Here is a 20733-nt window from a genome sequence, read left to right as displayed (position 1 = left end):
TGTCCAGGCCACGTTCCCGCGATGTCGAGAATGCATTCGCAGGGCCGGCCGTCATTGGCGGGAACAGGATTCAGGTCGAGGCCCGCACGGCCGCAAGCCGGCGTGCGAGCACGCCTTCCTCGATCTCCTCGTCCTGTACGTCTTCGGCGGCTGCCTCGGCCGCGCACGCGAGCCGCCGGATCCGCTCGCGCACGACGTCGATTTGCGCGTCGTTGCGCGCGATCCGGCGTGCGGTCGCGGCGAGCTGCTCGATCTTGGCCTGCAGCGCCGCATGCAGGCGAGCGCACTGCGCGCTCGCGAGCGTGTGTTCGTCGAGCAGCACGTCGCGATAGCGGCGACACGCTGCGTAATCGCCGATCGCAAACGCCGCATGGCTGGCCGCCATCGCGTCGACGCGCGCCGCATAGCGATTCGCCGCATCGAGCTTCGCGTGCGCGTGCGCTTCGCCCTGCGCGAACTCGGCCGCCGCCGCGTCGCGTTCGGCGCGCTGCGCGGCCTGCTCGGTACGCAGCTTCGCGCCGCGCTGTTCGCGCCGCGCAAGCAGCGTCTCGAAGGCGCCCTGTTTCCGGTTCCTCATTGGACGAGCGCGTGCAGCGCGGCGAGTGTCGCGTCGGGCGGCGCGTACTCGTCGGTGCGCTGGTTGAGGAACGTGCGGATCCGGTCGATCTTCGCGACCGCTTCGTCGGCTGCCGCGTCGCTGCCCGCCTGGTATTCGCCGAGCTGCAGCAGCGTTTCGATCTCGCGGTGCTTCGCGAGCAACTGGCGCAGCCGGCCGGCCGCGCCGACGTGCTCGCGCGTCGCGATCTGCGGCATGATCCGCGACAGGCTGCCGAGCACGTCGATCGCCGGATACTGGTTGCGCGCGGCGATCTCGCGCGACAGGATGATGTGGCCGTCGAGAATCCCGCGCACTTCCTCGGCGATCGGGTCGCTGCCGGAATCGTCTTCGGCGAGCACCGTGTAGAGCGCGGTGATCGAGCCTTGCTCGCCCATCCCGGTGCGCTCGAGCAGGCGCGGCAGCTCGGCGAACACGGAAGGCGGGAAGCCGCGCCGCGCGGGCGGCTCGCCGGCCGCGAGGCCAATCTCGCGCCCGGCGCGCGCGAAGCGCGTCAGCGAATCCATCATCAGCAGCACGCGCTTGCCCTGGTCGCGGAAATACTCGGCGATCGCGGTCGCCGCGTACGCGGCCTTCGCGCGCTCGATCGACGAGCGGTCGGACGTCGCGCACACGACCACCGAGCGCGCCATGCCGTCCTCGCCCATGATCAGCTCGACGAACTCGCGCACTTCGCGGCCGCGCTCGCCGATCAGCGCGATCACGTTGATGTCGCACGACGCGCCGCGCGCGAACATCCCGAGCAGCGTGCTCTTGCCGACGCCGGCCGGCGCGAAGATCCCCATCCGTTGGCCTTCGCCGAGCGTGATCAGGCCGTCGACGATCCGCACGCCGGTCGCGAGCGACGCGTCCACCATCCGCCGCGACATCGGGTTCGGCGGCGGCGCGAGCACGGGGCGCAGCGCGTCGTAGTCGAGCGGGCCGCGCCCGTCGATCGGCTCGCCGAAGCTGTCGATCACGCGGCCGAGGATGCCGTTGCCGACCTTCACCGACAGCGGCCGCCGCAAGCCGATCACGCGCGTGCCGCGATTGATCTCGCCGAGCGTGCCGAACGGCGACAGCAGCGCGACGTTGCGCGTGAAGCCGACGACTTCCGCATGCTGGAGCAGCGCGCCCGACGCGCCGCGCAGCTCGCACAGCTCGCCGAGCGTCGCTTCGAGGCCGACGACGCGCACGAGCGTACCGATCACCTCGAGCACCTTGCCCGTCATGCCGACGGCAGGCTCGATCGCAAGCCGCGCGGCCATCGCGTCGGCGACGCGGGACAAATCGGTCAGTGCGTTCATGGGCGGCTCGCGTCGTCGAGTGCGCGGCCGAGCGCCGCGCGGATCGCGTTCAGTTGCGTGTCGAGGCTCGCGTCGACGGTGCCGAAGTCGGATTCGCACACGCAGGTGCCACGCGCGACGCGCGGCTCGACGACGACCTCGACCGGCACGTTGCGTCCTTGCCGGCGCCACGCGTCGGCGAGCAGCCCGAACTGCTCGCGCGCGACGTCGTAATCGGCGTCGCACACGCGCACCGTCAGATAGCTTGCGCCGGCGACGACGCGCTCGACCGTTTCCGCCGCGCGCGCGAACAGACCGCGCGCGTCCTCCGCGCGCACCATCTGCTGGACGGCCGCGGCGACGAGCTCCGCGAGCCGTTCGCGCATTTTGTCGCGCACGCGCCGCTCCTGCTCGAACGAGTCGGCCGCCTGCGCGTGCCAGTCGGCGATCGCCTGCGCGCGGCCCGCGTCGTAGCCGCGCGCATATGCGCTGTCGTGCTCGCGCCGCGCGGTTTCGACGAGCGCGCCGGCCTGCGCGCGCGCGTCGGCACCGATCCGTTCGGCTTCGTCGCGGGCCGCGTGCAGCACCGCGTCGCGTTCGGCCGCGAGCGCGTCGAGCGCGGCGTCGAGCGCCTGAACCGTCTCGAACGCGTCGCGCCGCAGCACGCCGTGCGGCGCGTCGAAGCAGAGATCGTCGGTGAGCGGAATCTGCCGGTTTTTCAGCCAAAAAGCCATGACCACTCCGGAAACAGCGACGGCAGGCGCGCGAGCAGCGTCGCGCCGTCCGCGTCCGCCGCCGCGCGTTCGATCCACGGCGGGCGCGTGGTGTCGCGCGGCAACGCGTGGCGCACGATGCGCATCGGCCCCGCCGGCGCCCAGGCCCGTTCGCGTTCGAACAGGCACCAGCCTTCCCACGCGATGTCGTCGCCGGACAGTTGCGCGAGCGGCGCGACCGGCTCGCGGCGATCGAGATCGCGCGCGCGCGGCGCGTCGGGCAACGCCGCGAGCGCGTTGCAGCCGTCGGCGCCGACCCAGCCGGCGAGCCGCTCGCGGCTCGCACGGTCGATCCAGTGGCGCAGCTCGGTGCGCCGGCACAGCAGCGCACGCACGCGCAGCAGCCGCAGCGTGTCGGCGATCGGCAGCGCGGCGAGCCGGTCAGCACGCGCATCGAAACCGTCGAGCGACGGCGACGTCGCCCCAAGCGTGCGCAACAGCAGCAGCGAGCACGCGGCGCGCAGCGCGGGCGCATGCGCGCGCGTCGTCGCGACGAGCGGCGCGAGCGCGCCGTGCCAGCTCGCGTGAACCCAGTCGGCCGCGCGTCGCGCGTTCGCGTCGTAGCCGGCGAGCCACGCGGCCCGCGCCGTGACGCTCGCGATCGGCGCACCGCCGCTCATCGCGCACCGGCCCGTTGAGGCGCGGCCGCGGCCTGTGCGTCGTTGCCGCCGCGCAGCCGCGCGGCCAGCCCGCCCACGCCCGCGCCGCCGTGCTTGCGCGCGCGCCACCACAGCACACCGCCCGCGGCCGCTAGCACGACGCACACGAGGAGGGCGATCAGCAGGCCGACGAGCGTCGCGCCGCCGGACTTCCGCGCGCTCGGCTGCGCGGCCGACACGAGATCGACCGGATCGGCGGCGACCGACGTGACGCTCACTTCGTCGTACGTCAGCCCTTCGACGCTATGGACGACGAGGTTCTTGATCTGCGGCGTCAGCGTCGCGAGATTCGCGTTCGGCCGGTACTTGATGAACACCGACGCCGACGACGGCTTCGCGACCTGTGCGAGCGGATCGTTGTTCGGCAGCACGATGTGCACGCGCGCGACGACGACCCCGTCGATTTTCGACAGCGTGTCCGACAGCTCCTGCGACACGCCGTAGATGAACCGCACGCGCTCCTCGGTCGGCGTCGACACGAGGCCGTCCTTCTTGAACAGCGCGCCGAGATCGTCGTAGCGCGTCGCGGGCAGCCCGCGCGCGCGCAGCACTTCCATCGCCTTGACAATCTGCTTGTCGTCGACGGCGAGCGTCCACGTCTTGCCGCCGTCGGGCGTCTTCTTCTGCGCGTCGACACCGTTCTGCAGCAGCGCGGCCATCATCTCGTTGCAGTCGCGCTCGGCGAGGCCGCCGTACAGCTCCTGCTGGCAGCCGGCGATGAGCGCCGCGCACGCGAGCAGCGCGGCAAGCCGGGCCGCGCGGCGGCCGCCGGCGGCGATCGGGGAAGGGAGTCGTTCCATGGTCACTGGTTCTTCATCAGGGAGCCGATCGCGTCCTTCGTCGACGTGACGACGCCCATCTTTGCCTGCAGGTCGATCTGCATCGCGGTCGCCTCGGCCGACGCCTGGATCGACGCCGCGAACATCTGGTTCATCGACAGTTCGTCCGCGTGCTGGCTCAGGTAGGCGGAGTTGTCGAGCACCTGCTTGATCGCGGCGTCCGACGTCTCGACGAGCTTCGACACGGCGCTTGCTTCGCGCGAATGCGCGACGGGCGGCGTCGGCGTCGCGTTCGACATCAGCGCCTGGAAACGGCTGGCGACGTCGGCCGGGACGTCGGGCGTCGGCGCGGCGGTCGCGCCGGCTGGCGCCGCCGCCGCGTCGGAGAACGCGACGTCGAGCGCGCGGGTCAGGTCGACCGGGGAAAGCGGGGCATTCATGCGGGCCTCCTCGTCAAAGACGCAGATATTGCTGATGCGCGAACGCGGCCTGCGCATCGAAGCCGCCCGCCGGGTTCGGGGGCGGCGCATCGGGCGTGTCGCCGTTGGCCGCCGCGGCCGATTCAGGAAGCTCCCAGACACCCGTGCGATCCGCGTGCTCCTTCGCGAGCATCACGTCGTGCTGCCGCTCGAGCGCGCGCACGAGCGCGACCGCCTGCGCGGGGCTGCCGGCCGCGAGCACCTCGTCGGCGGCGATTCGCCATTCCGGATCGCGCTTCAGTTGCAGTGCGAACGCGAGCAGCGCCTTGCCGTAGATCGTGTTCGTCGTGCCGTTCGCGATCTCCGCGAACACGCGCACCGCGTCGTCGAAGTTGCCGAGCGCGACGTGCAGCATGCCGTCGAACATGTCGGCGGCGGGCAGTTGTGGCGCGAGCACGCGCAGCGCGTCGATCAGCAGGCCGATGTCGTAGGGATCGGCGGCCGGGCCGTCGAGCGCGCCGCCGAGCGCGAGGCTCGCGGCGTCGATCAGTTCGTTCAGCGCCGCTTGGTTGCATCGCAGATAGGTCGGCCGGGATTCGTCCATGGTGTGCGCTCCGTGTCGCCGCGCGAGCGGCGCATGTCGTTGAGGAAATGGCGTATGGAGCGCAAGGTAGCAGCGCGCCGCGCCCGCCCGGCCGCCGATGCGAAGCGCGCGCGCGCGAGGCGAAGCGCCGCGCGCGCTTCGCGCCGGACGGCGTCGCTTCGGGTCGGCGCGCGCGGCCGCCGCCGCGTGTCGCTAACGTACGCGCCATGTCCGACTCTCGACAGGAACGGCGGCGATGGCCGAAGAGAAAACCGAAGAACCCTCCGAACGGAAGCTGAAGAAGGTCCGCGAGAAGGGCCAGGTCGCAAAGAGCAAGGACGTCGCGGACGCGGTGACGCTGGCCGCCGCGATCGGCGTGCTGACGGTGGGTGAATCGATGCTCACCGGCGGCCTGTCGCGCACGATCCGCACCGCGCTCGATTTCGTGAATGGCGAACGCACGCCGCAGGCGACGCTGTCCGCGCTGCACGACCTCGCCGCGAGCGCCGCGCTGACGATGCTGCCGTTCGTCGTCGCCGCGATCGTCGCGGGCATCGTGTCGCAGGCGCCGCAGGCGGGTTTCATGATCACGCTCGAGCCCGTGATGCCGAAGTTCGACGCGATCAATCCGATGTCGGGCATCAAGAAGATCTTCTCGATGAAGTCGCTGCTCGAGCTCGTGAAGATGATCGTCAAGGCGGTCGTGCTCGCGTGCGTGATCTGGAAGATGATGATGTCGCTGTTTCCGCTGGTCGTCGCGAGCGTGTACGAGGCGACGCCGCAGTTGTCGCGCGTGCTGTGGACCGTGCTGATGAAGCTGCTCGGCGTCGTCGCGCTCGTCGTCACGGTGTTCGCGGCGGCCGACTACAAGATCGCGCGCATGATGTTCATGCGCGACAACCGGATGACGAAGGAAGAGGCGAAGCGCGAGAACAAGGAGAGCGAAGGCGATCCGCACACGAAGGGCGAGCGCCGCCGGCTCGCGCGCGAGATCGCGACGAGCGCGCCGGCGCGGCAGAAGGTCGGCCAGGCGAACGTGCTCGTCGTCAACCCGACGCATTACGCGGTCGCGATCCGCTATGCGCCCGACGAGCATCCGCTGCCGCGAGTGATCGAGAAAGCCGTCGACGACGGCGCGCTCGCGCTGCGCCGCCACGCGCACGCGCTCGGCGTGCCGATCGTCGGCAATCCGCCCGTCGCGCGCGCACTGTACCGCGTCGAGCGCGACGCGGCGATTCCCGAAGAACTGTTTGAAACGGTGGCCGCGATCCTGCGCTGGGTCGAGTCGGTCGCGGGCGCGCGCACCGACGCCGCCGTTCCCTCCGCGAGGTCGTCATGACGCTGAAAACCCTCAAACTCCCCGCCGGCGGCGAGGTCGGCATCACGGTGCTGGTCGTCGCGATCGTCTCGCTGATGATCCTGCCGTTGCCGCCCGAGGTGATTGACGTGCTGCTCGGCATCAACATCGCGATCAGCGTCACGCTGCTGATGGTGACGATGTACGTCGGCAGCATCGTGTCGCTGTCGGTGTTTCCGTCGGTCCTGCTGTTCACGACGCTGTACCGGCTGTCGCTGAACATCGCGTCGACGAAGTCGATCCTGCTGCACGCGAACGCGGGCGACATCATCGAGAGCTTCGGCGAGCTCGTCGTCGGCGGCAATCTCGTCGTCGGCCTCGTCGTGTTCCTGATCATCACGACCGTGCAGTTCATCGTGATCGCGAAGGGCTCGGAGCGCGTTGCCGAAGTCGGCGCGCGCTTCACGCTCGACGCGATGCCCGGCAAGCAGATGAGCATCGACGCGGACCTGCGCGCGAACATCCTGACGCCCGACGAGGCGCGCCGCAAGCGCGCGACGCTCGCGAAGGAGAGCCAGTTGCACGGCGGGATGGACGGCGCGATGAAGTTCGTCAAGGGCGACGCGATCGCGGGGCTCATCATCACGCTCGTCAACATCGTCGCGGGCATCGCGATCGGCGTGATGTATCACGGGATGACGGCCGGCGAAGCGGCGAACCGCTTCTCGATCCTGTCGGTCGGCGACGCGATGGTGTCGCAGATTCCGTCGCTGCTGATCTCGGTCGCGGCCGGCGTGATGATCACGCGCGTCGCGGACGATCACGACGAAGGCGAAGGCACGTCGCTCGGCTCCGAGATCGCGAAGCAGCTCGGCGGCAGCTATCGCGCGCTGTACTTCGCGGCGGTGCTGCTGATCGGCTTCGCGGCGGTGCCGGGCTTTCCGGCGGCGCTGTTCGTGCTGCTGTCTGCGATTCTCGCGTTTTCCGGCTACCGGCTGCAGAAGGGCGCGCGCCGCACGACCGCGCGCGGCGAGCCGGTGATCGCGCTGCAGCGCGCGGGCGCGAAAAGCAGCACGCCGTCGATCCTGCCGCGCGCGCCGCTCTTCACGTGCGCGATCGGCGTGCGGGTGTCGCCGGATCTCGTCGCGCGGCTCGCGCCCGCCGCGCTCGATCGCGCGTTCGACGAGGAGCGCGCGAAGCTGCAGGAAGAGCAGGGGCTGCCGTTTCCCGGCATCACGCTGTGGACGAGCGACGCGCTGCCCGAAGCGACGTGCGAGATCCTGATGCGCGACGTGCCGCAGACGCGGCTCGAATTGCCGGCCGACCAGACGATGCTGCCCGACGCGGCGTCGGACCCGGCGCTCGCCGGCCGCTGCACGAAGCGCGGCCCGGCGGGCGGGCTCGCCGAGAGCTATTGGAGCGACGACAAGGCGGTGCCGGCCGGCGCGCGCGCGTGGCGTGCCGAGCAGGTGATCGCGCACGAGACGATCGCGCTGTTGCGACGCAACGCGCATCTGTTCCTCGGCATCCAGGAAACCCAATGGATACTCGACCAGCTCGGAACCGACTATCCGGGGCTCGTCGCCGAAGTGCAGAAGGCGCTGCCGACGCAGCGGATCGCCGACGTGCTGCGTCGCCTGCTCGAAGAGCACATCCCGATCCGCAACGCGCGCGACATCATGGAGAGCCTCGTCGCGTGGGGGCCGAAGGAGAAGGACATGCTGATGCTCGCCGAATACGTGCGCGGCGACCTGTCGCGCTATCTCGCGTATCGCGCCGCGCGCGGCGCGCGGCAACTGCCGGCCGTGCTGCTTGATCTGCCGGTCGAGCAGCATATCCGGCAGTCGATCAAGCAGACACCCGCGGGCAACTTCCTCGCGCTGCCGCCCGAGCAGGTCCGCTATCTCGTCGACAGCGTCGCGTCGTTCGTCGGCGCGACGCCGCGCGACGACGTCGCGCTCGTCACGTCGATGGACGTGCGCCGCTACACGCGACGAATGATCGAGGCTCGGCTCGGCTGGCTGCCCGTCTACTCGTATCAGGAGCTCGGCGACCAGGTCGAATTGAAGCCGGTCGGCCGCGTGACGATGCCGGCGGCGGCCCACGCATGAGCGCCGCCGATCTGAGGCCCGTGCGAATCATCGCGGGCGAGCCTGCCGCCGGGCCGGACGGCGCGTGCGCGTCGCGCACGGCGCGGCGCGGCTTCGACTATGCGCAACTGATGCGGCGCTCGCGCGTCGCGCCGGCCGGCGAGCGCGCCGCGGCCGACGACGAGCGGCGACACGACGCGTCGATGCCCTGGCACGACGGCGCGATGCCGTCATTCGAACGCGATCCGGCCGCGCTGCCGGACGCGGCCGGGCGCGAAGCGATGGCGCGCGCGTGCGCGGGCTCCGATGCGTTCGTCAATCAGGTGTTCGCGCAGCGCGAGCGGATGGTGCGCGTTGCCGAGGCTATCGTGGCCGAGATTGCGGCGCTGTGCGGCGACGACGCGTCGGGCCACTGGGAGATCAGCCTGCCGCTCGACGCGGCGCTGCTGCCGGACACGGTGCTGCACCTCGTTCTTTCGCGTTTCGACTTGCGGCTTCGGTTCGAGACGCCGGACGCGGCGACGCGGCACTTACTCTGCACGCATGGCGCAACGCTGCACGCGCGACTCGACACGCTGCTCGCCCATCGCGGCGCGCCGCGCACGATCGAGATCGACGTCGACTGAGCGCCCGTACAACCGAACCCGACCGACCGCGATCATGGGACCCGAGGCAATCGAACTGGAACTTGCCGCCGCCGCGCTGCCGCTGCTCGCGTGCAACGCGTTCGACGCGGCGCTCGCGCGCATCGTCGCCGATGCGCGGCTCGCCGCGTGGCTCGCGCGCTTCCCGGCGTTGTCCGACTGGCGCGCGGCGCCGGGCGAGCGGCCGCGTTTCGAGCGCCCCGGTGTGCTCGACCTGCGACTGAACGGCGCGACCGCGCGCGTCGCGATCGACCTCGCGGCGTTTCCGGCGCTCGACGTCGTCGCCGCGCCGACGCCCGACGCGCCCGGCGACGCGAGCGTGTCGCTGCGCACGGCGCTCGCGTCGACGCTGCTGGCGCCGCTCGTCGCCGCGTTCGCGGCGGCGGGGCTCGACGACGTGACGATCGGCGGGCTGCGCGCCGTGCATCCGGCGGCGCTCGACGCGACGCGTTGCGTGCTGTCGTTCGCGCTCGACGGCGCGCCGATGCGCTGCGCGCTGCTCGACGCTCAGACGCCATGGCTCGACGCGCTCGCGGCCCGGCTGCGACGCGAGCGGACGGGCGATACGGCGAGCCTGCTCGCATGCATTCGCCTGCCCGGCCGCGTGCGGCTCGGCTCGCGCGCGCTGCCGCTGTCGGTGCTGCGCAGCCTGCGGCCGGGCGACGTGCTGCTGGACATGGTGCCGGCCGCGCTCGACGCCGTGCGGGCGGGCCCGCTGCACGCGTGGTGGGGCGCGCGTCGCGCGACGCAATGGCATGCAACCGTTCTGATCGAGGGAACCACGATGACGATGACCGAAACACCAGACACCGCCGACGATCTCGACGAGCCGATCGTCGCGGGCGACCTGTCGGCCGCCGCGCCGGACGAGGACGCGCCGCTCGCGGCGCCCGAGCCGGCCGCGCTCGGCGACGTCGACCTGCCCGTGCACGTCGAGATCGACACGCTGTCGCTGTCGATCGCCGAGCTGGCCGCGCTGCGGCCGGGCTACGTGCTCGAGCTGCCGCTCGCCGCGCGCGACGTGCCGGTGCGGCTGGTCGCATACGGCCAGGCGATCGGCGGCGGCAGGCTCGTCGCGGTGGGCGCGCATCTCGGCGTGCGGATCGACCGGATGGCGGGCGACGATGGTTCAGTTTAACGACATCACCGGCCTGCTGATCGCCGTGCTCGTGATGAGCATGGTGCCGTTCATCGCGATGGTCGTCACGTCGTACGCGAAGATCGTCGTCGTGCTCGGCCTGCTGCGCAACGCGCTCGGCGTGCAGCAGGTGCCGCCGAACATGGTGCTGAACGGCATCGCGATCCTCGTGTCGCTGTACATCATGGCGCCGATCGGTTTCGCCGCGCAGCAGCAGCTACAGGGGCAGGCGCTGTCGCCGCAGCCGACGCAGGCGATGCTGCAGGCGTTCGGTGCGGCGAAGGAGCCGTTCCGCCAGTTCCTCGCCGCGCACTCGCGCGAGCGCGAGAAGCGCTTCTTCCTGCGCTCCGCGTCGGTGATCTGGCCGAAGGCCGCGGCCGCGCAACTGCGCGAGGACGACCTGATCGTGCTCGCGCCCGCGTTCACGCTCGCGCAGATGACCGACGCGTTCCGCATTGGCTTCATCCTCTATATCGCGTTCATCATCGTCGATCTCGTGATCGCGAACGTGCTGATGTCGATGGGGATGAACCAGGTGCAGCCGACCAACGTCGCGATCCCGTTCAAGCTGATGCTGTTCGTCGTGATGGACGGCTGGTCGACGCTCGTGCACGGCCTCGTGCTGACCTATTCCTGATGTCCCGATCCCGATTCCGAGGAGGCTTGTCCGATGGAAATCGATGACCTGATCCGGCTCACCTCGCAAGGCATGATGCTGTGTCTTTACATCTCGCTGCCCGTCGTGCTCGTCGCGGCCGCATCCGGGCTCGCGATCTCGTTCCTGCAGGCGATCACGTCGCTGCAGGAGCAGAGCATCTCGTACGGCGTGAAACTGGTTGCGGTGACGGTGACCGTCGCGATCGCCGGGCCGTGGGCGGCCGCCGAGATCCTGCATTTCGCGCAGCATTTGCTGGCGGCGGCGGTGCCGTCATGAGCCGCATCACGCGCGCGATCGCGCAGACCGTCCACGCGGCGAAGCCCGATCCGCGACGACGCCGGCCGGTGCGCGCGCGCACCGCGACGATCTACGGCAAATACGGCACGCGCTTCACGTATTCGAACGGCTATCAGGCGGCCGCGCTCGCCGCGCGCAACCAGATGCTCGCGAAGCTGAAGCCGCGTCCGAAGGCGGGCGCCGCGGGATCGCGGCGGCGCCGGCGCGCCGACAGCCAGGGCGAAGCGTCCGATGCGGGAGAGGAATCGACGGTGCCGCACGCGCACGTCGCGCCGCACGACGAGCACGACCGGCATTCGGGCGGGCAGGGCGGCGGCCGGGAGCAGCGCGAGCAGGACGAACGCGACGGCGATTCGGCGAACGTCGCCGCGCTGCCGCGCGTGCGCGCGTCGCGAGCGCGTCCGGCGCCCGTGCCCGCTCAGCGCGCGCTGCGCGACGTCGCGCATACGCTCGCGGACCCGATGGAGCGCGAGCATGCGTTGCGGCATCTGTGGGCCGACATACTGCTCCAGCTCGGCCGGCGCGTCGATACCGAACCCAGCGCGCGCATCACGGCCGCGCTGCTGAATCACAACGCGGACCTGCTCGCCGCCCGCTTGCGCACCGGGCCGTGGACGCCGATCGGCTGGAGCGGCGTGAAGCAGTTGCTGCTCGACGCGATGCGAAGCGCGGGCGGTGCGCCGCGCGACGCGTCGGCCGCGCGTAGCGAGCGTGCGAGCACGCATTATTTTCTGCTGCCGCTCATCGTGTTCAACGCGGAGCGTCCGTCGACGAACGCGCAGCTCGCACGCGCGTATGCAAGCGTCGAGACGTTGCACAAGGGCGTGTTGGCCGCTCAGCATTCGTGAACGTCGCGGCGCACGCGACGCTTCGCAAATGCGGCGGCGAATTCGCGCGACGGACGAAACCCGATGCCGCGTCGAACTATTCTGGCTGCATGGACGAACGATGCGGCGCGATCGAACGGATGCACCGATCGCGATCGATTCGATCGACGCAAATGAAACACACGACGCACGGATAAGGAGCAACCGATGAAGCTGCTGCGGATCCTGACCGGCCTGCATGCCGGTGCGGAAATCGCGCTCGATGCCGGCGAGCACCGGATCGGCGCGGGCGACGACGCGGAGATTCGCATCACCGACTGGCGCGACGGCGATCTGCTGCTGTCGATCGATGCGCAGGGCGCAACCCGCGCACGACGCGCGGCGCCCGTGCCGGCCGAGACGGCCGCCGATGCGTTCGACGCGGATGGTTCGCCGCTCCTGATGCTCGACTTCGTGCCGGTGCCGTTCGGCGAGACCGCGCTGTGCGTCGGGCCCGCGAACGGCGAGTGGCCGAGCGATCTCGAGCTGCTCGCGACCTTGTGGGCGCCGCCGCCTGGCGCCGATGCGGCGCGGCGGGGCGCGCAACGCAAGCTCGCCGCGTGCGCGGCGGCAGGCGGCGCGCTGGTCGCCGGCCTGCTTGCGATGGGAGCCATGCTGGCGAGCGCCCATCCGGGCGTGCCGCCCCCGGTCGAGCGTGCCGACGCGCTCGCGACGCGCATCGGCGCGGAGCTGCGGCGCGCGGGCTATGCGGAGCTGCACACGGCGCCGCGCGGCGCGATGGTCGCGGTCACCGGGATGGTCGCGACGCCGGCCGACGACCTCGCCGCGCGCAAGCTGCTGGACCGGCTCGCCGCGCACCGCGTCGAGCGCCAGTACGACGTCGCGCAGGACGATGCGCAGAGCATCGGCGAATCGCTCGGCGTGTCGGGGGCGACGGTCGCGTATGCGGGGCAGGGGCGCTTTCGGGTGTCGGGCGTCGTGCAGGACATCGCGCAGCTACGCGCGGCGATCGAGCGCGTGCGCGCCGACGTCGGGCCGAACGTGCGCGCGATCGACGTCGATGCACGCCAGTCCGGCGACGCACCAGTGCCCGTCGCGTACTCGGGGATGCTCGAGATCGGCGACGTGCGCTACATCGAGACGCCGGACGGCGTGAAGCACGTGTTTGCGGGCGCGTCGGCGGACGGCGCGCCGGACCTCAACTGACGGGAGAAACGGCATGTACGAAGCATTGGAACGGGCAGCGGATGAATGCGGACCGCTCGAGCAGGCGCTCGGGGCGCCTGACGCGGCGATACGGATCGGCGTGCTCCGCCAGGCGCTCGGCGAGACGGCCGAGCGGGTGAGCGCGGCCACCGCGCAGGCGGCGAGCGACTACGACCGCGACGCGATGCAGAAGGTCTATCGCGGCTTGCTGGCGGCGCAGCGGATTGTCGCGACGTTGCACGAGGCGAACGCGGCGGCCGCATAGCGGCCATGGTTTCGCCGCGCAGCGTGCGGCGGCGGACGGAGCGGCGCGAGCCGTTCCCGACGATGCCGCACGCTGCGCGGCAAAAAAGCGGCGGGCCGCGACATGAAGCGGCGGCGCCGGAACTTTGTCAACGCGTGATCGAATCACGCACTTTCTGGAGAGTAATCATGTCGGCATTGGTAGGTGGTGCACTGGGCGAAATGACGAAGGACACGATGGCAGGCATCGCGTTTTCGAAGGCGGCAACGAAACTGCAGCAGATGCAGGAGATGACGAAGGCGGAGAACGACGTGAAGAAGCAGGCCACGAAGATGGTCGGCGACGCGTCGAAGCCGGCGCAGTAAGCCGGCTGCCATTCGGCATCGTGTTGGGCGGCCGGCGCGCGAGCGCCGGCTGTATTTTTTTGGGGACGCCGGATACCGGGGTGAAACTGTCATGAGTTGGGAACGTTATGCACAGGTCGTCGCGGAGGTATGCGCGGTTGTCGGCTTGCCGGACGTCGATTACGTGCTCGAGACGCGCACGATCGACGTCGAGGGCTTCGACGTGCGCATCGAGTACTTCGACGAGGATCCGGAGTCGATGTACATGAATTTCCATTACGGCATCGTCAGCGCGGGCCGCACGCTCGCGGTGTACCGGCTGCTGCTCGAGGCGAACCTGCTGATCTACGCGCAGGACCAGGCGCAGCTCGGGATCGACGCGGACACCGGCAGCATCGTGCTGCTGATGCGATTGCCGCTCACGCCGGACGTGACGGGCGGGACGCTCGCCGATCTGTTCGCGCACTATGCGGAGCACGGCCGCTACTGGCGGCAGAACATCATCGAATCGGGCGACGAGATGTTCAGCGGTATCGCGTCCGGCGAATATTTCTGGCTGCGGGTGTAGCGGAGCCCGACGGCGGCACGCGCAACCGGCGGGCCAATCGTAACGGAACGTCACAAATTGCTGCGCGGATCCGGCGCGAACGAGACGATAGCGGCACGCATCCATGCGCTGCGCCCCGCGACGAGCGGCGGCGCGGCGCGCGGATCGAGCCCGAACTTCGTATTCGAACCCGCTTGCCGAGAGGATCCACCATGTTTTCGACACTCTATTTCGCCGCCGCCGCCGCGCTTGCCAATCCGGCGTCGAACGACGCCTACGCAGCGCGCGTGTTCGACGGCCGCTTCGCCGAAGCGGCCGCGCTCGTCGCTGCGCGCTGCGAAGCCGACCCGGGCGACCCGGCCAACGACGTGCGCGACGTCAGCGCGTACGCGGACATCCAGCTCGTGCTCGGCCGCTTCGAGGAGGCCGAGGACACTTTCCGCCGCGTGCTTAAGCTTCTGCGCGATTCGCGCGACCAGACGCGCGTGATGACCTGCCGCAACGCGAGCTGGCAGGCGTTCTTCCAGAACCGTTTCGGCGTCGCGCAGGCGGGCTTCCGACGGATCGCCGACGATCGCGCGGCGAGCGTCGGGCAGAAGCTCGAGAGCCTCGTTGGCGCGTGCGTCGTCATGCATCATCTCGGCCGCGCCGAGGACGCGATGGTGGCGCTCGACGGGCTCGACGCAGCCGCTCGCGATGCCGATCCGCGCTGGCGGCAGCTCGCCGGCGCGCTGCGCGCGGACTTGCTGCTGCAATACCGGATCGGTCGCGCCGACGCGCTCGGCGATCACGTCTACTGGCGCTCCGCGCTGGCCGATCTGCCGTTGTCGGCGTTCGCGGAAACGGGCGCGGCGGCGGCCGATGCCGATGCGCCGCTGCTGCGGATGCGCGTCGACTACATGCGCCAGGCATGCGCGCTCGCCGCCGGCGACCACGCGGCGCTCGCGCGGATCGATGCGCATGTGAGCTGGTGTGCGAAGACGGGCCTCGTCGACTACCAGCGCAGCGTGTGCCTTGAAGTCGCGCTCGCGGCGCTCGCGGGGCACGCGCCGAATGTCGCCAACGCGATGATCGCGCCGTATCGCGACGCGGCCGGGCGCTGCGGCTCGCACGTGCGCTGGACCCTCGACTATCTGTACTGCGCGGCGAAGGTGTGCGAGCAGCAGGGGCGGATTCGCGAATCGTCGTCGCTGTATGCGCGCTATGCGCTCGCCTCGGTGCGGCACGTGCGCTCGGACGGCGCGGCGCTCGCGCCCTCGCTCGCGATCGCGCGGTGCGGCACGCACGCGGCGGCGCCGAGCGACGACGTCAGCGCGCGGCTGCCCGGCAAGTACCGGCGCGCGTATCGCTATTTGATGGAGCGGCTCGACCAGCGCGACCTGTCGGTGCGGGAGATCGCCGCGCACATCGACGTGACCGAGCGCGCATTGCAGGCGGCGTTCAAGACGTTTCTCGGGTTGTCGCCGAGCCAGCTGATCCGACGGCAGCGGATGGAGCGGATTCGCGGCGAGCTGCTGTCGGAAGGGCCGCGCGCGGCGAGCGTGCTCGAGATCGCGAACCGCTGGGGGATCCAGCATCGGTCGACGCTGGTCAACGGCTATCGGCGGATGTTCGACGAGGCGCCTTCGCAGACCTTCGACCGGTGAGGACGCGGGGGGCGACGCACAGCGCGTCGTCGCCGGTCGGCTGTTGCACACCGGGCGATCGTTCTGGCCGGGCGAAGCCGGCGCGCGGGCTCGCCGCGCCAATGCCTCACCGCGTTGCTTCGATGTCGCGTCGACGCATTACGATCGCGACACCGCCTTCTTGATCATGTCGATCAGTTTCATCTGGAAGCTGTTGATCATCTCCGCCACCGCGAGCAGCTGGTTCGCGAAACCGATTGCACGCTGCATCCTGATCGTCTGCGCGGTCTCGTGATTGATCTGCTGGATACTCGGCATCCCGGCCGCGGCAAGCGTCTGTGCATCGTGGGCGCCGTGTGCTTCATGCCCGGCGGCGGATGCGGGTTTCGAAGGCGGGGTGCCCGCAGCCTGCGATTGAGCGTGCTCGGCCCCGAGCGGCGACGGTTGCCCGTGCGCGGCTTGCGGTGCCGGTGGCGGATCGCTCAAATCGATGAGATTGCCTTCCGGCACATGTGCGGAATGAGGCACGGCCGGTTGCAGGACCGCATGATGCGCGACAGTCTGCAATTCGTCGGGCGTTGCCTCGAGCAGCGACGATGGCGTACCGGTGGGCTTCGTCGTGGAGGGCGGGTCGCTCAGGTCGATGAGGTTGCCTTCGTGCGGGTGTGCGGAATGAAGCACGACCGGTTGCACGACCGGATGATGTGCCACCGTCTGCAATTCGGCGGGCGTGGCTTCGAGTAGCGACGCGTTGTTTCCAGTCGCTTCCGGCTTGACGGCGGTGCGCTTCAGTGCCGACGCGTTCAGCGGACGGGCCTCGGGTCGAGACGTCGACTCGCCTTGCGGTCGCAAGCCTCGCAGCACGCCCGACGGCTTCGGTTGAGGGGCCGCGGAGCCGGAGAGGGGCGCGCCGATCGACGGCGGGTTCTGCGAAGGCGGAGTCGAGCCCCCGGTTTGAATGGGGGATTTGATCGATACTGGCTGCACAATCCGGCTCCTGAAGAAGGTAGACCTTGGCGCCCGACTGCCGCGCAATGGGCGCACCGGGCGACGTGGCGCCACTGTACGTCGACAGGCGCGCCGCGGCCGACCGCGGTGCGAAGCGACACACCCGCGCGCGAACGTCGCCGAAGCGACGCGGCTCGCGCGATCGCGATTCGCATACGCCGCTGCGGCTTCGCGCGCATGGGGCACGCTCGCGCGTCGGCGCCCGACAATCGGCGTGTCCATTCCCTGAACCGGAGCCGCCGATGAACGCCATCCGCCCACCCGAACTGATCGAAACCGAGCGCCTTCATCTGCGCCCGCTCACCGCCGACGACGCACGCGAAGCCTTCGACGCGCTGTTCGGCGAACCGGCGACGACGCTCGACCTGCCTTGGCCGATGCATCGCAGCGTCGACGAAACGCGCGCGTGCATCGGTCGTCTCGCCGAGGGCTGGCGCAGCGGCGCGTTTTTCAGCTGGGGACTGTTCGAGAAGCGCGACGGCCGTCTGATCGGCACCCTCGAGATGCACGGTCGCCTGCCGCGCGTCGAGATCGGGCTCGTGACGAGCTTCGCGCCGGGGCGCGTGCGGACCCGCGCATGGTCGGAGATGCTGCGCAGGTTTCTCGACTGGCTGATCGCGCAGCCGGGCGTATACCGGATCGAGGCGTTCTGCTCGGTGACGGGCCGCGCCGCGCCGTTCATGCCGAAGCTCGGTTTCGTCAGCGAGGGCGTCGTGCGCAACTACGAGGCGCGTCCGAATCGCGGGATGAGCGCGGGCGACAGCTATCTGTTCGCGATCACCAGGGCGCCGGGGCCATTGGGCGAGGCCGTCGCGACCCGCGACGCGCAGGCGTCGGCGCGGCAGGCGGCGTGAACCGGCGAGGACCTTGCACGGGAGCGCCAGGGCGGCGGGGTGGCCGCGACGATCCGCGCCTACGCTCGCGCCGGGCATCGATTGCCTGCGTCCGACTCGTTGCGACGCGCATCGCGGATTTCGTGCGGTCTCGCTGACTTTCGCCGGCGCGTCCGATCATTGACGGAAGTCGCGGCGGAGATGCGGGTTCGCCGGGTCGAACGTCGCGCGTATCCGGGCGCTCGGCATTCGGGTTCGCGTGACACGGTGACGACCGATGTGCGGCTCGCCACGATCGCCGCAAACCACAAACCCGCCCGATCTTCACCCCATCCCGCTCGCATGCACATGCCGCGCCCATTGATACCGGTCGAGCCGCAGCAGTTGCGAGATGCGTGCGGCGACGTCGCCGTCGTGCGCGCCGGCGCCCTCCGCGAGCTCATCCACTTTGAGGAACCGGCCGACGAGCACCGTCGACGCCCGATCCCCCGACAGCACCACGGTCTGCGCATAGCGCCGCCAATCGTCGTCTTGCAGCGCGTACAGGCACCAGCTCTGCAGCGCCGTGCACAGCGGCGTGCCGCGCTCCTGGTCTTCGAGCGTGCGCAGAATGTGCAACGCGCCGATCCAGTCGCGCCGGCTGATCCGCAGCCGCACGTCGCACAGGTCGACCGCGGCGTTGCGCGGCTGCAGGACGCGCAGCGCGATCAGCAGTTCGTCGAGGTCCGCGTGTGCGCTCGCGCGCAGCCCGACCGAAAAGGCCGAGAGCAGCGCGCGCAATGCGGCTTTGTTGCACGATTTGATCGCCATGTCGGTGCGATGCGTCGAGAAGAGATGATCCGTCGGCGATGATCGCCGTCGTACGTGCGCGAGCGGCCGGTGCGTGCGAAGCGACATCGTGCGTGGCGAAGCGATGCGCGCGTTGCGGCGGCGGCGCACGATGCGCGACCGATCGTTTCGGTCGCCGCGACGTCGCTTCGCGTGGTTCGCGGCGCGCGCGTACGCGCTGCCTAAGCTTGTCGTCGAACCGCGGGCGCATGAGCGCCATGCACGTTCTGTCCCCTTTCCTTCAGTCGATTCACATTCATAGCGAGACGATCATGAGCGTTAACGGCATTACATCGACGACTATCCACCCGTCGCAGTTCAACTCCTCGTCGACGTCGTCGAGCAGCCGCGATCAGAAGATCGACAAGCTGCTCCACGAAATCGAAGCGCTGCTGATGCAGGACGATTCGGGCGACGGCGACGACACGGACATCGGTGGCGATTCGAACGGCAACACGCCGACGGGCAACAACACCCCGACGAACCACGTGACGACGTCGACGGGCGACAAGCCCGGCGAAGACATGCGCGACGTCAAGCTGAACACGAAGGCGGGCGGCGAGGCGCTACACCTGAAGATGGACTCGCAGGGCAACCTGTACAACGGCAGCGGCAATTCGGTCGGCGTCGTCGACAAGGACGGCAACGTGAAGCTGAACTCCGGTGCGACGAAGGAGCTGGAGCGCCTCGAGACGGGCGGCAATCCGTTCATGAACGCGAACGTCGGCAAGCGCGGCGCCGGCGGCAACATGGAGTTCACGCCGGACGAAGTGACGGTGAGCGCGGGCGACGTCGACCAGAAGAACGACTTCTGACCGCGCGGGCGGCGCGGCGCGGCGGCACTGGACACGCGCTTTCGAATCGGTGCACACTGCGCGCTCGCGCCGCCGCGTCGCGGCCCGTCCAATCATTCGCGGACCGCGACGTCCGCCGGAGTCGAACTTGATCGTGTCGCAACGGGCCGACGCCCGAATCCTCGAGGTGATGCAGGCCCGGCAGGCGTGGGGCACGCTCGCGCTCGACCGCGACGGCGCGATCGTCGCGGCCACCGAGCGCGCGCACGCGCTGTTAGGCCGCACGCTCGCCGCCGGGCAGCCGCTGCACGCGCTGCTCGTCGACGCGGCGGGCGCGGATCCCGCCGCGCTGTTCGACACGCTCGAACAAGGATTCGAATTCGAAACCGACGACGCGATCCTGTGGCTGACGCTGCAGCCGGTTGAGCACGATCCGGCGATCGCGGCGACGGTCACGGTCGCCGACATCACGCCGCTGCGCCGCGCGCTCGACGAGCGCGTCGCGTCGCTGCGCTTTCTGGCGCACGACCTGCGTTCGCCGCAGAATTCGATACTCGCGCTGACCCAGTTGCGCGACGCCGATCCCGACGCGTTCGCCGCGTGCGGCGGCCTCGAACGGATCGCGCAACTCGCGCGGCACGCGTTGCTGCTCGGCCAGGACTACCTTGTCGCGTCGGCGGCGGACGATCTCCGGCAGCGCCATTTCATGCGCTTCGACCTCCGCACGATGCTGCGCGAGCTCGTGCCGAAGCTCGAAGTGGGCGCCGTCTATCGCGGCGTCGCGTTGCAGCTCTGGCTCGACGACGCCGTACCGCTGTGGTTGCGCGGCGCGCGCGTATTCGTCGCCCGCGCGCTGCAGAACCTGATCGACAATGCGGTGCAGGCGTCGCGGCAGGGCGCGCGCGTCGAGATCCGGCTGCACGTGCGTGACTCGCACGCGGAAGTGACGATCCGCGATTGGGCCGGCGGCCTGCCGGGTCTCGCCACGGACGGGCGCATGACCGATTTCGCGCCGCTCGCGAAGCGTGGCTCGATGGGCTTCGGCCTCGGGCTGCAGCTCGCCGCGCAGGTCGCCGCCGCGCATGCGGGCACGCTGTACGCCGAATCGAATCGCGGCGTCGGCACGGCGTTCGTGATGCGCTTGCCGATGCCCGCGCCGGCAGGCGCGGCAGCTTCGGCCGTGCCGGACGGCATCGCGCGCTGGCGCGCGAGCGTCACGCCCGACGGCTGAGCGCCGGCATCCTTTCCTTTTCGTTTGA

Annotated in this window: 24 protein-coding genes; 15 read left to right on the top strand and 9 right to left on the bottom strand. The window is 70.3% G+C overall.

Annotation, left to right across the window (positions count from 1 at the left end; genetic code table 11):
- Positions 1-70 precede the first annotated feature (70 nt).
- Genes JYG32_RS35575 through JYG32_RS35545 form a run of 7 tightly spaced genes read right to left on the bottom strand, consistent with a single transcriptional unit; the run spans position 71 to position 5115 of the window.
- The gene (locus JYG32_RS35575; protein WP_213268232.1) at positions 71-577 is read right to left on the bottom strand and encodes a type III secretion protein HrpB7; all 507 of its coding nucleotides are present in this window, start codon (positions 575-577) and stop codon (positions 71-73) included.
- Entirely contained in the window at positions 574-1902 is a 1329-nt protein-coding gene (gene sctN / locus JYG32_RS35570; protein ID WP_174383664.1) for a type III secretion system ATPase SctN, read from the bottom strand. The genes JYG32_RS35575 and sctN overlap by 4 nt, the downstream gene beginning before the upstream one ends.
- The gene (gene sctL, locus JYG32_RS35565; protein ID WP_213268231.1) at positions 1899-2615 is read right to left on the bottom strand and encodes a type III secretion system stator protein SctL; all 717 of its coding nucleotides are present in this window, start codon (positions 2613-2615) and stop codon (positions 1899-1901) included. Before sctL ends, sctN begins: the two co-directional genes overlap by 4 nt.
- Positions 2600-3274, bottom strand: a complete 675-nt coding sequence (locus JYG32_RS35560; RefSeq protein ID WP_213268230.1) for a type III secretion protein HrpB4 — start codon at positions 3272-3274, stop codon at positions 2600-2602. Before JYG32_RS35560 ends, sctL begins: the two co-directional genes overlap by 16 nt.
- Positions 3271-4113, bottom strand: a complete 843-nt coding sequence (sctJ, locus tag JYG32_RS35555; protein ID WP_213268229.1) for a type III secretion system inner membrane ring lipoprotein SctJ — start codon at positions 4111-4113, stop codon at positions 3271-3273. Before sctJ ends, JYG32_RS35560 begins: the two co-directional genes overlap by 4 nt.
- A 2-nt stretch (positions 4114-4115) precedes the next feature.
- Positions 4116-4532 (bottom strand): type III secretion protein HrpB2, encoded by a 417-nt coding sequence (locus tag JYG32_RS35550; RefSeq protein ID WP_072436863.1) that lies wholly within the window; start codon positions 4530-4532, stop codon positions 4116-4118.
- 13 nt (positions 4533-4545) lie between these two features.
- Positions 4546-5115, bottom strand: coding sequence for an HrpB1 family type III secretion system apparatus protein (locus JYG32_RS35545; protein ID WP_213268228.1), 570 nt, complete (start codon positions 5113-5115; stop codon positions 4546-4548).
- 235 nt (positions 5116-5350) lie between these two features.
- Between JYG32_RS35545 and sctU the strand changes: the two genes are divergently transcribed.
- The 12 genes from sctU to JYG32_RS35485 all read left to right on the top strand — a co-directional run bounded on the left by sctU (position 5351) and on the right by JYG32_RS35485 (position 16032).
- Complete coding sequence (gene sctU, locus JYG32_RS35540; protein ID WP_174384505.1) at positions 5351-6433, top strand: type III secretion system export apparatus subunit SctU; 1083 nt, start codon at positions 5351-5353, stop codon at positions 6431-6433.
- Positions 6430-8502 carry a type III secretion system export apparatus subunit SctV gene (gene sctV / locus JYG32_RS35535; RefSeq protein WP_213268227.1) on the top strand — a complete coding sequence of 691 codons (2073 nt, stop codon included), beginning with the start codon at positions 6430-6432 and terminating at the stop codon, positions 8500-8502. The genes sctU and sctV overlap by 4 nt, the downstream gene beginning before the upstream one ends.
- Entirely contained in the window at positions 8499-9107 is a 609-nt protein-coding gene (gene sctP / locus JYG32_RS35530; protein ID WP_213268226.1) for a type III secretion system protein SctP, read from the top strand. The genes sctV and sctP overlap by 4 nt, the downstream gene beginning before the upstream one ends.
- A gap of 34 nt (positions 9108-9141) precedes the next feature.
- Positions 9142-10263, top strand: a complete 1122-nt coding sequence (sctQ, locus tag JYG32_RS35525; RefSeq protein ID WP_213268225.1) for a type III secretion system cytoplasmic ring protein SctQ — start codon at positions 9142-9144, stop codon at positions 10261-10263.
- The gene (gene sctR, locus JYG32_RS35520) at positions 10250-10900 is read left to right on the top strand and encodes a type III secretion system export apparatus subunit SctR (protein WP_010109702.1); all 651 of its coding nucleotides are present in this window, start codon (positions 10250-10252) and stop codon (positions 10898-10900) included. Before sctQ ends, sctR begins: the two co-directional genes overlap by 14 nt.
- Positions 10901-10933: 33 nt before the next feature.
- Entirely contained in the window at positions 10934-11197 is a 264-nt protein-coding gene (gene sctS / locus JYG32_RS35515; RefSeq protein WP_213268224.1) for a type III secretion system export apparatus subunit SctS, read from the top strand.
- On the top strand, positions 11194-12066 hold the full coding sequence (locus JYG32_RS35510; RefSeq protein WP_213268223.1) for a type III secretion system protein: 873 nt from the start codon (positions 11194-11196) through the stop codon (positions 12064-12066). Before sctS ends, JYG32_RS35510 begins: the two co-directional genes overlap by 4 nt.
- Before the next feature lie 186 nt (positions 12067-12252).
- Positions 12253-13251 carry an HrpD5 family protein gene (hrpD5, locus tag JYG32_RS35505; protein WP_213268222.1) on the top strand — a complete coding sequence of 333 codons (999 nt, stop codon included), beginning with the start codon at positions 12253-12255 and terminating at the stop codon, positions 13249-13251.
- 13 nt (positions 13252-13264) lie between these two features.
- Positions 13265-13516: a type III secretion protein gene (locus JYG32_RS35500; RefSeq protein ID WP_174384132.1), complete on the top strand. Its 252-nt coding sequence runs from the start codon at positions 13265-13267 to the stop codon at positions 13514-13516.
- Between the two features lie 167 nt (positions 13517-13683).
- The gene (locus JYG32_RS35495; protein WP_174384133.1) at positions 13684-13860 is read left to right on the top strand and encodes a hypothetical protein; all 177 of its coding nucleotides are present in this window, start codon (positions 13684-13686) and stop codon (positions 13858-13860) included.
- Between the two features lie 91 nt (positions 13861-13951).
- On the top strand, positions 13952-14407 hold the full coding sequence (locus JYG32_RS35490) for a CesT family type III secretion system chaperone (protein ID WP_174384134.1): 456 nt from the start codon (positions 13952-13954) through the stop codon (positions 14405-14407).
- Between the two features lie 191 nt (positions 14408-14598).
- Positions 14599-16032, top strand: a complete 1434-nt coding sequence (locus tag JYG32_RS35485) for a helix-turn-helix transcriptional regulator (protein WP_213268221.1) — start codon at positions 14599-14601, stop codon at positions 16030-16032.
- Positions 16033-16170: 138 nt separating this feature from the next.
- On the opposite strand, the gene JYG32_RS39330 is transcribed toward JYG32_RS35485, so the two are convergent.
- Positions 16171-17241 carry a hypothetical protein gene (locus tag JYG32_RS39330; RefSeq protein WP_249744973.1) on the bottom strand — a complete coding sequence of 357 codons (1071 nt, stop codon included), beginning with the start codon at positions 17239-17241 and terminating at the stop codon, positions 16171-16173.
- A gap of 20 nt (positions 17242-17261) precedes the next feature.
- Between JYG32_RS39330 and JYG32_RS35475 the strand changes: the two genes are divergently transcribed.
- Entirely contained in the window at positions 17262-17873 is a 612-nt protein-coding gene (locus JYG32_RS35475; RefSeq protein ID WP_174384136.1) for a GNAT family N-acetyltransferase, read from the top strand.
- Positions 17874-18176: 303 nt separating this feature from the next.
- Here the strand turns inward: JYG32_RS35475 and JYG32_RS35470 are convergent, their stop codons facing one another.
- Positions 18177-18662 (bottom strand): HrpB1 family type III secretion system apparatus protein, encoded by a 486-nt coding sequence (locus JYG32_RS35470; protein ID WP_006761741.1) that lies wholly within the window; start codon positions 18660-18662, stop codon positions 18177-18179.
- Positions 18663-18889: 227 nt separating this feature from the next.
- Between JYG32_RS35470 and JYG32_RS35465 the strand changes: the two genes are divergently transcribed.
- Positions 18890-19495, top strand: coding sequence for a hypothetical protein (locus JYG32_RS35465; protein ID WP_213268220.1), 606 nt, complete (start codon positions 18890-18892; stop codon positions 19493-19495).
- Positions 19496-19628: 133 nt separating this feature from the next.
- Positions 19629-20705 (top strand): sensor histidine kinase, encoded by a 1077-nt coding sequence (locus JYG32_RS35460; protein ID WP_213268302.1) that lies wholly within the window; start codon positions 19629-19631, stop codon positions 20703-20705.
- The last annotated feature ends 28 nt before the right edge of the window (positions 20706-20733 follow it).

This window comes from Burkholderia pyrrocinia, from assembly GCF_018417535.1.
Lineage (GTDB): Bacteria > Pseudomonadota > Gammaproteobacteria > Burkholderiales > Burkholderiaceae > Burkholderia > Burkholderia pyrrocinia_E.
This window is presented reverse-complemented; position numbering and strand designations above follow the sequence as displayed.

What these genes read in the sequence shown, in the direction of transcription:
- JYG32_RS35575 (WP_213268232.1), bottom strand. Translation starts at nt 577, where the DNA reads ATGAGGAACCGGAAACAGGGCGCCTTCGAGACGCTGCTTGCGCGGCGC.
- sctN (WP_174383664.1), bottom strand. Translation starts at nt 1,902, where the DNA reads ATGAACGCACTGACCGATTTGTCCCGCGTCGCCGACGCGATGGCCGCG.
- sctL (WP_213268231.1), bottom strand. Translation starts at nt 2,615, where the DNA reads ATGGCTTTTTGGCTGAAAAACCGGCAGATTCCGCTCACCGACGATCTC.
- JYG32_RS35560 (WP_213268230.1), bottom strand. Translation starts at nt 3,274, where the DNA reads ATGAGCGGCGGTGCGCCGATCGCGAGCGTCACGGCGCGGGCCGCGTGG.
- sctJ (WP_213268229.1), bottom strand. Translation starts at nt 4,113, where the DNA reads ATGGAACGACTCCCTTCCCCGATCGCCGCCGGCGGCCGCCGCGCGGCC.
- JYG32_RS35550 (WP_072436863.1), bottom strand. Translation starts at nt 4,532, where the DNA reads ATGAATGCCCCGCTTTCCCCGGTCGACCTGACCCGCGCGCTCGACGTC.
- JYG32_RS35545 (WP_213268228.1), bottom strand. Translation starts at nt 5,115, where the DNA reads ATGGACGAATCCCGGCCGACCTATCTGCGATGCAACCAAGCGGCGCTG.
- sctU (WP_174384505.1), top strand. Translation starts at nt 5,351, where the DNA reads ATGGCCGAAGAGAAAACCGAAGAACCCTCCGAACGGAAGCTGAAGAAG.
- sctV (WP_213268227.1), top strand. Translation starts at nt 6,430, where the DNA reads ATGACGCTGAAAACCCTCAAACTCCCCGCCGGCGGCGAGGTCGGCATC.
- sctP (WP_213268226.1), top strand. Translation starts at nt 8,499, where the DNA reads ATGAGCGCCGCCGATCTGAGGCCCGTGCGAATCATCGCGGGCGAGCCT.
- sctQ (WP_213268225.1), top strand. Translation starts at nt 9,142, where the DNA reads ATGGGACCCGAGGCAATCGAACTGGAACTTGCCGCCGCCGCGCTGCCG.
- sctR (WP_010109702.1), top strand. Translation starts at nt 10,250, where the DNA reads ATGGTTCAGTTTAACGACATCACCGGCCTGCTGATCGCCGTGCTCGTG.
- sctS (WP_213268224.1), top strand. Translation starts at nt 10,934, where the DNA reads ATGGAAATCGATGACCTGATCCGGCTCACCTCGCAAGGCATGATGCTG.
- JYG32_RS35510 (WP_213268223.1), top strand. Translation starts at nt 11,194, where the DNA reads ATGAGCCGCATCACGCGCGCGATCGCGCAGACCGTCCACGCGGCGAAG.
- hrpD5 (WP_213268222.1), top strand. Translation starts at nt 12,253, where the DNA reads ATGAAGCTGCTGCGGATCCTGACCGGCCTGCATGCCGGTGCGGAAATC.
- JYG32_RS35500 (WP_174384132.1), top strand. Translation starts at nt 13,265, where the DNA reads ATGTACGAAGCATTGGAACGGGCAGCGGATGAATGCGGACCGCTCGAG.
- JYG32_RS35495 (WP_174384133.1), top strand. Translation starts at nt 13,684, where the DNA reads ATGTCGGCATTGGTAGGTGGTGCACTGGGCGAAATGACGAAGGACACG.
- JYG32_RS35490 (WP_174384134.1), top strand. Translation starts at nt 13,952, where the DNA reads ATGAGTTGGGAACGTTATGCACAGGTCGTCGCGGAGGTATGCGCGGTT.
- JYG32_RS35485 (WP_213268221.1), top strand. Translation starts at nt 14,599, where the DNA reads ATGTTTTCGACACTCTATTTCGCCGCCGCCGCCGCGCTTGCCAATCCG.
- JYG32_RS39330 (WP_249744973.1), bottom strand. Translation starts at nt 17,241, where the DNA reads ATGGACACGCCGATTGTCGGGCGCCGACGCGCGAGCGTGCCCCATGCG.
- JYG32_RS35475 (WP_174384136.1), top strand. Translation starts at nt 17,262, where the DNA reads ATGAACGCCATCCGCCCACCCGAACTGATCGAAACCGAGCGCCTTCAT.
- JYG32_RS35470 (WP_006761741.1), bottom strand. Translation starts at nt 18,662, where the DNA reads ATGGCGATCAAATCGTGCAACAAAGCCGCATTGCGCGCGCTGCTCTCG.
- JYG32_RS35465 (WP_213268220.1), top strand. Translation starts at nt 18,890, where the DNA reads ATGAGCGCCATGCACGTTCTGTCCCCTTTCCTTCAGTCGATTCACATT.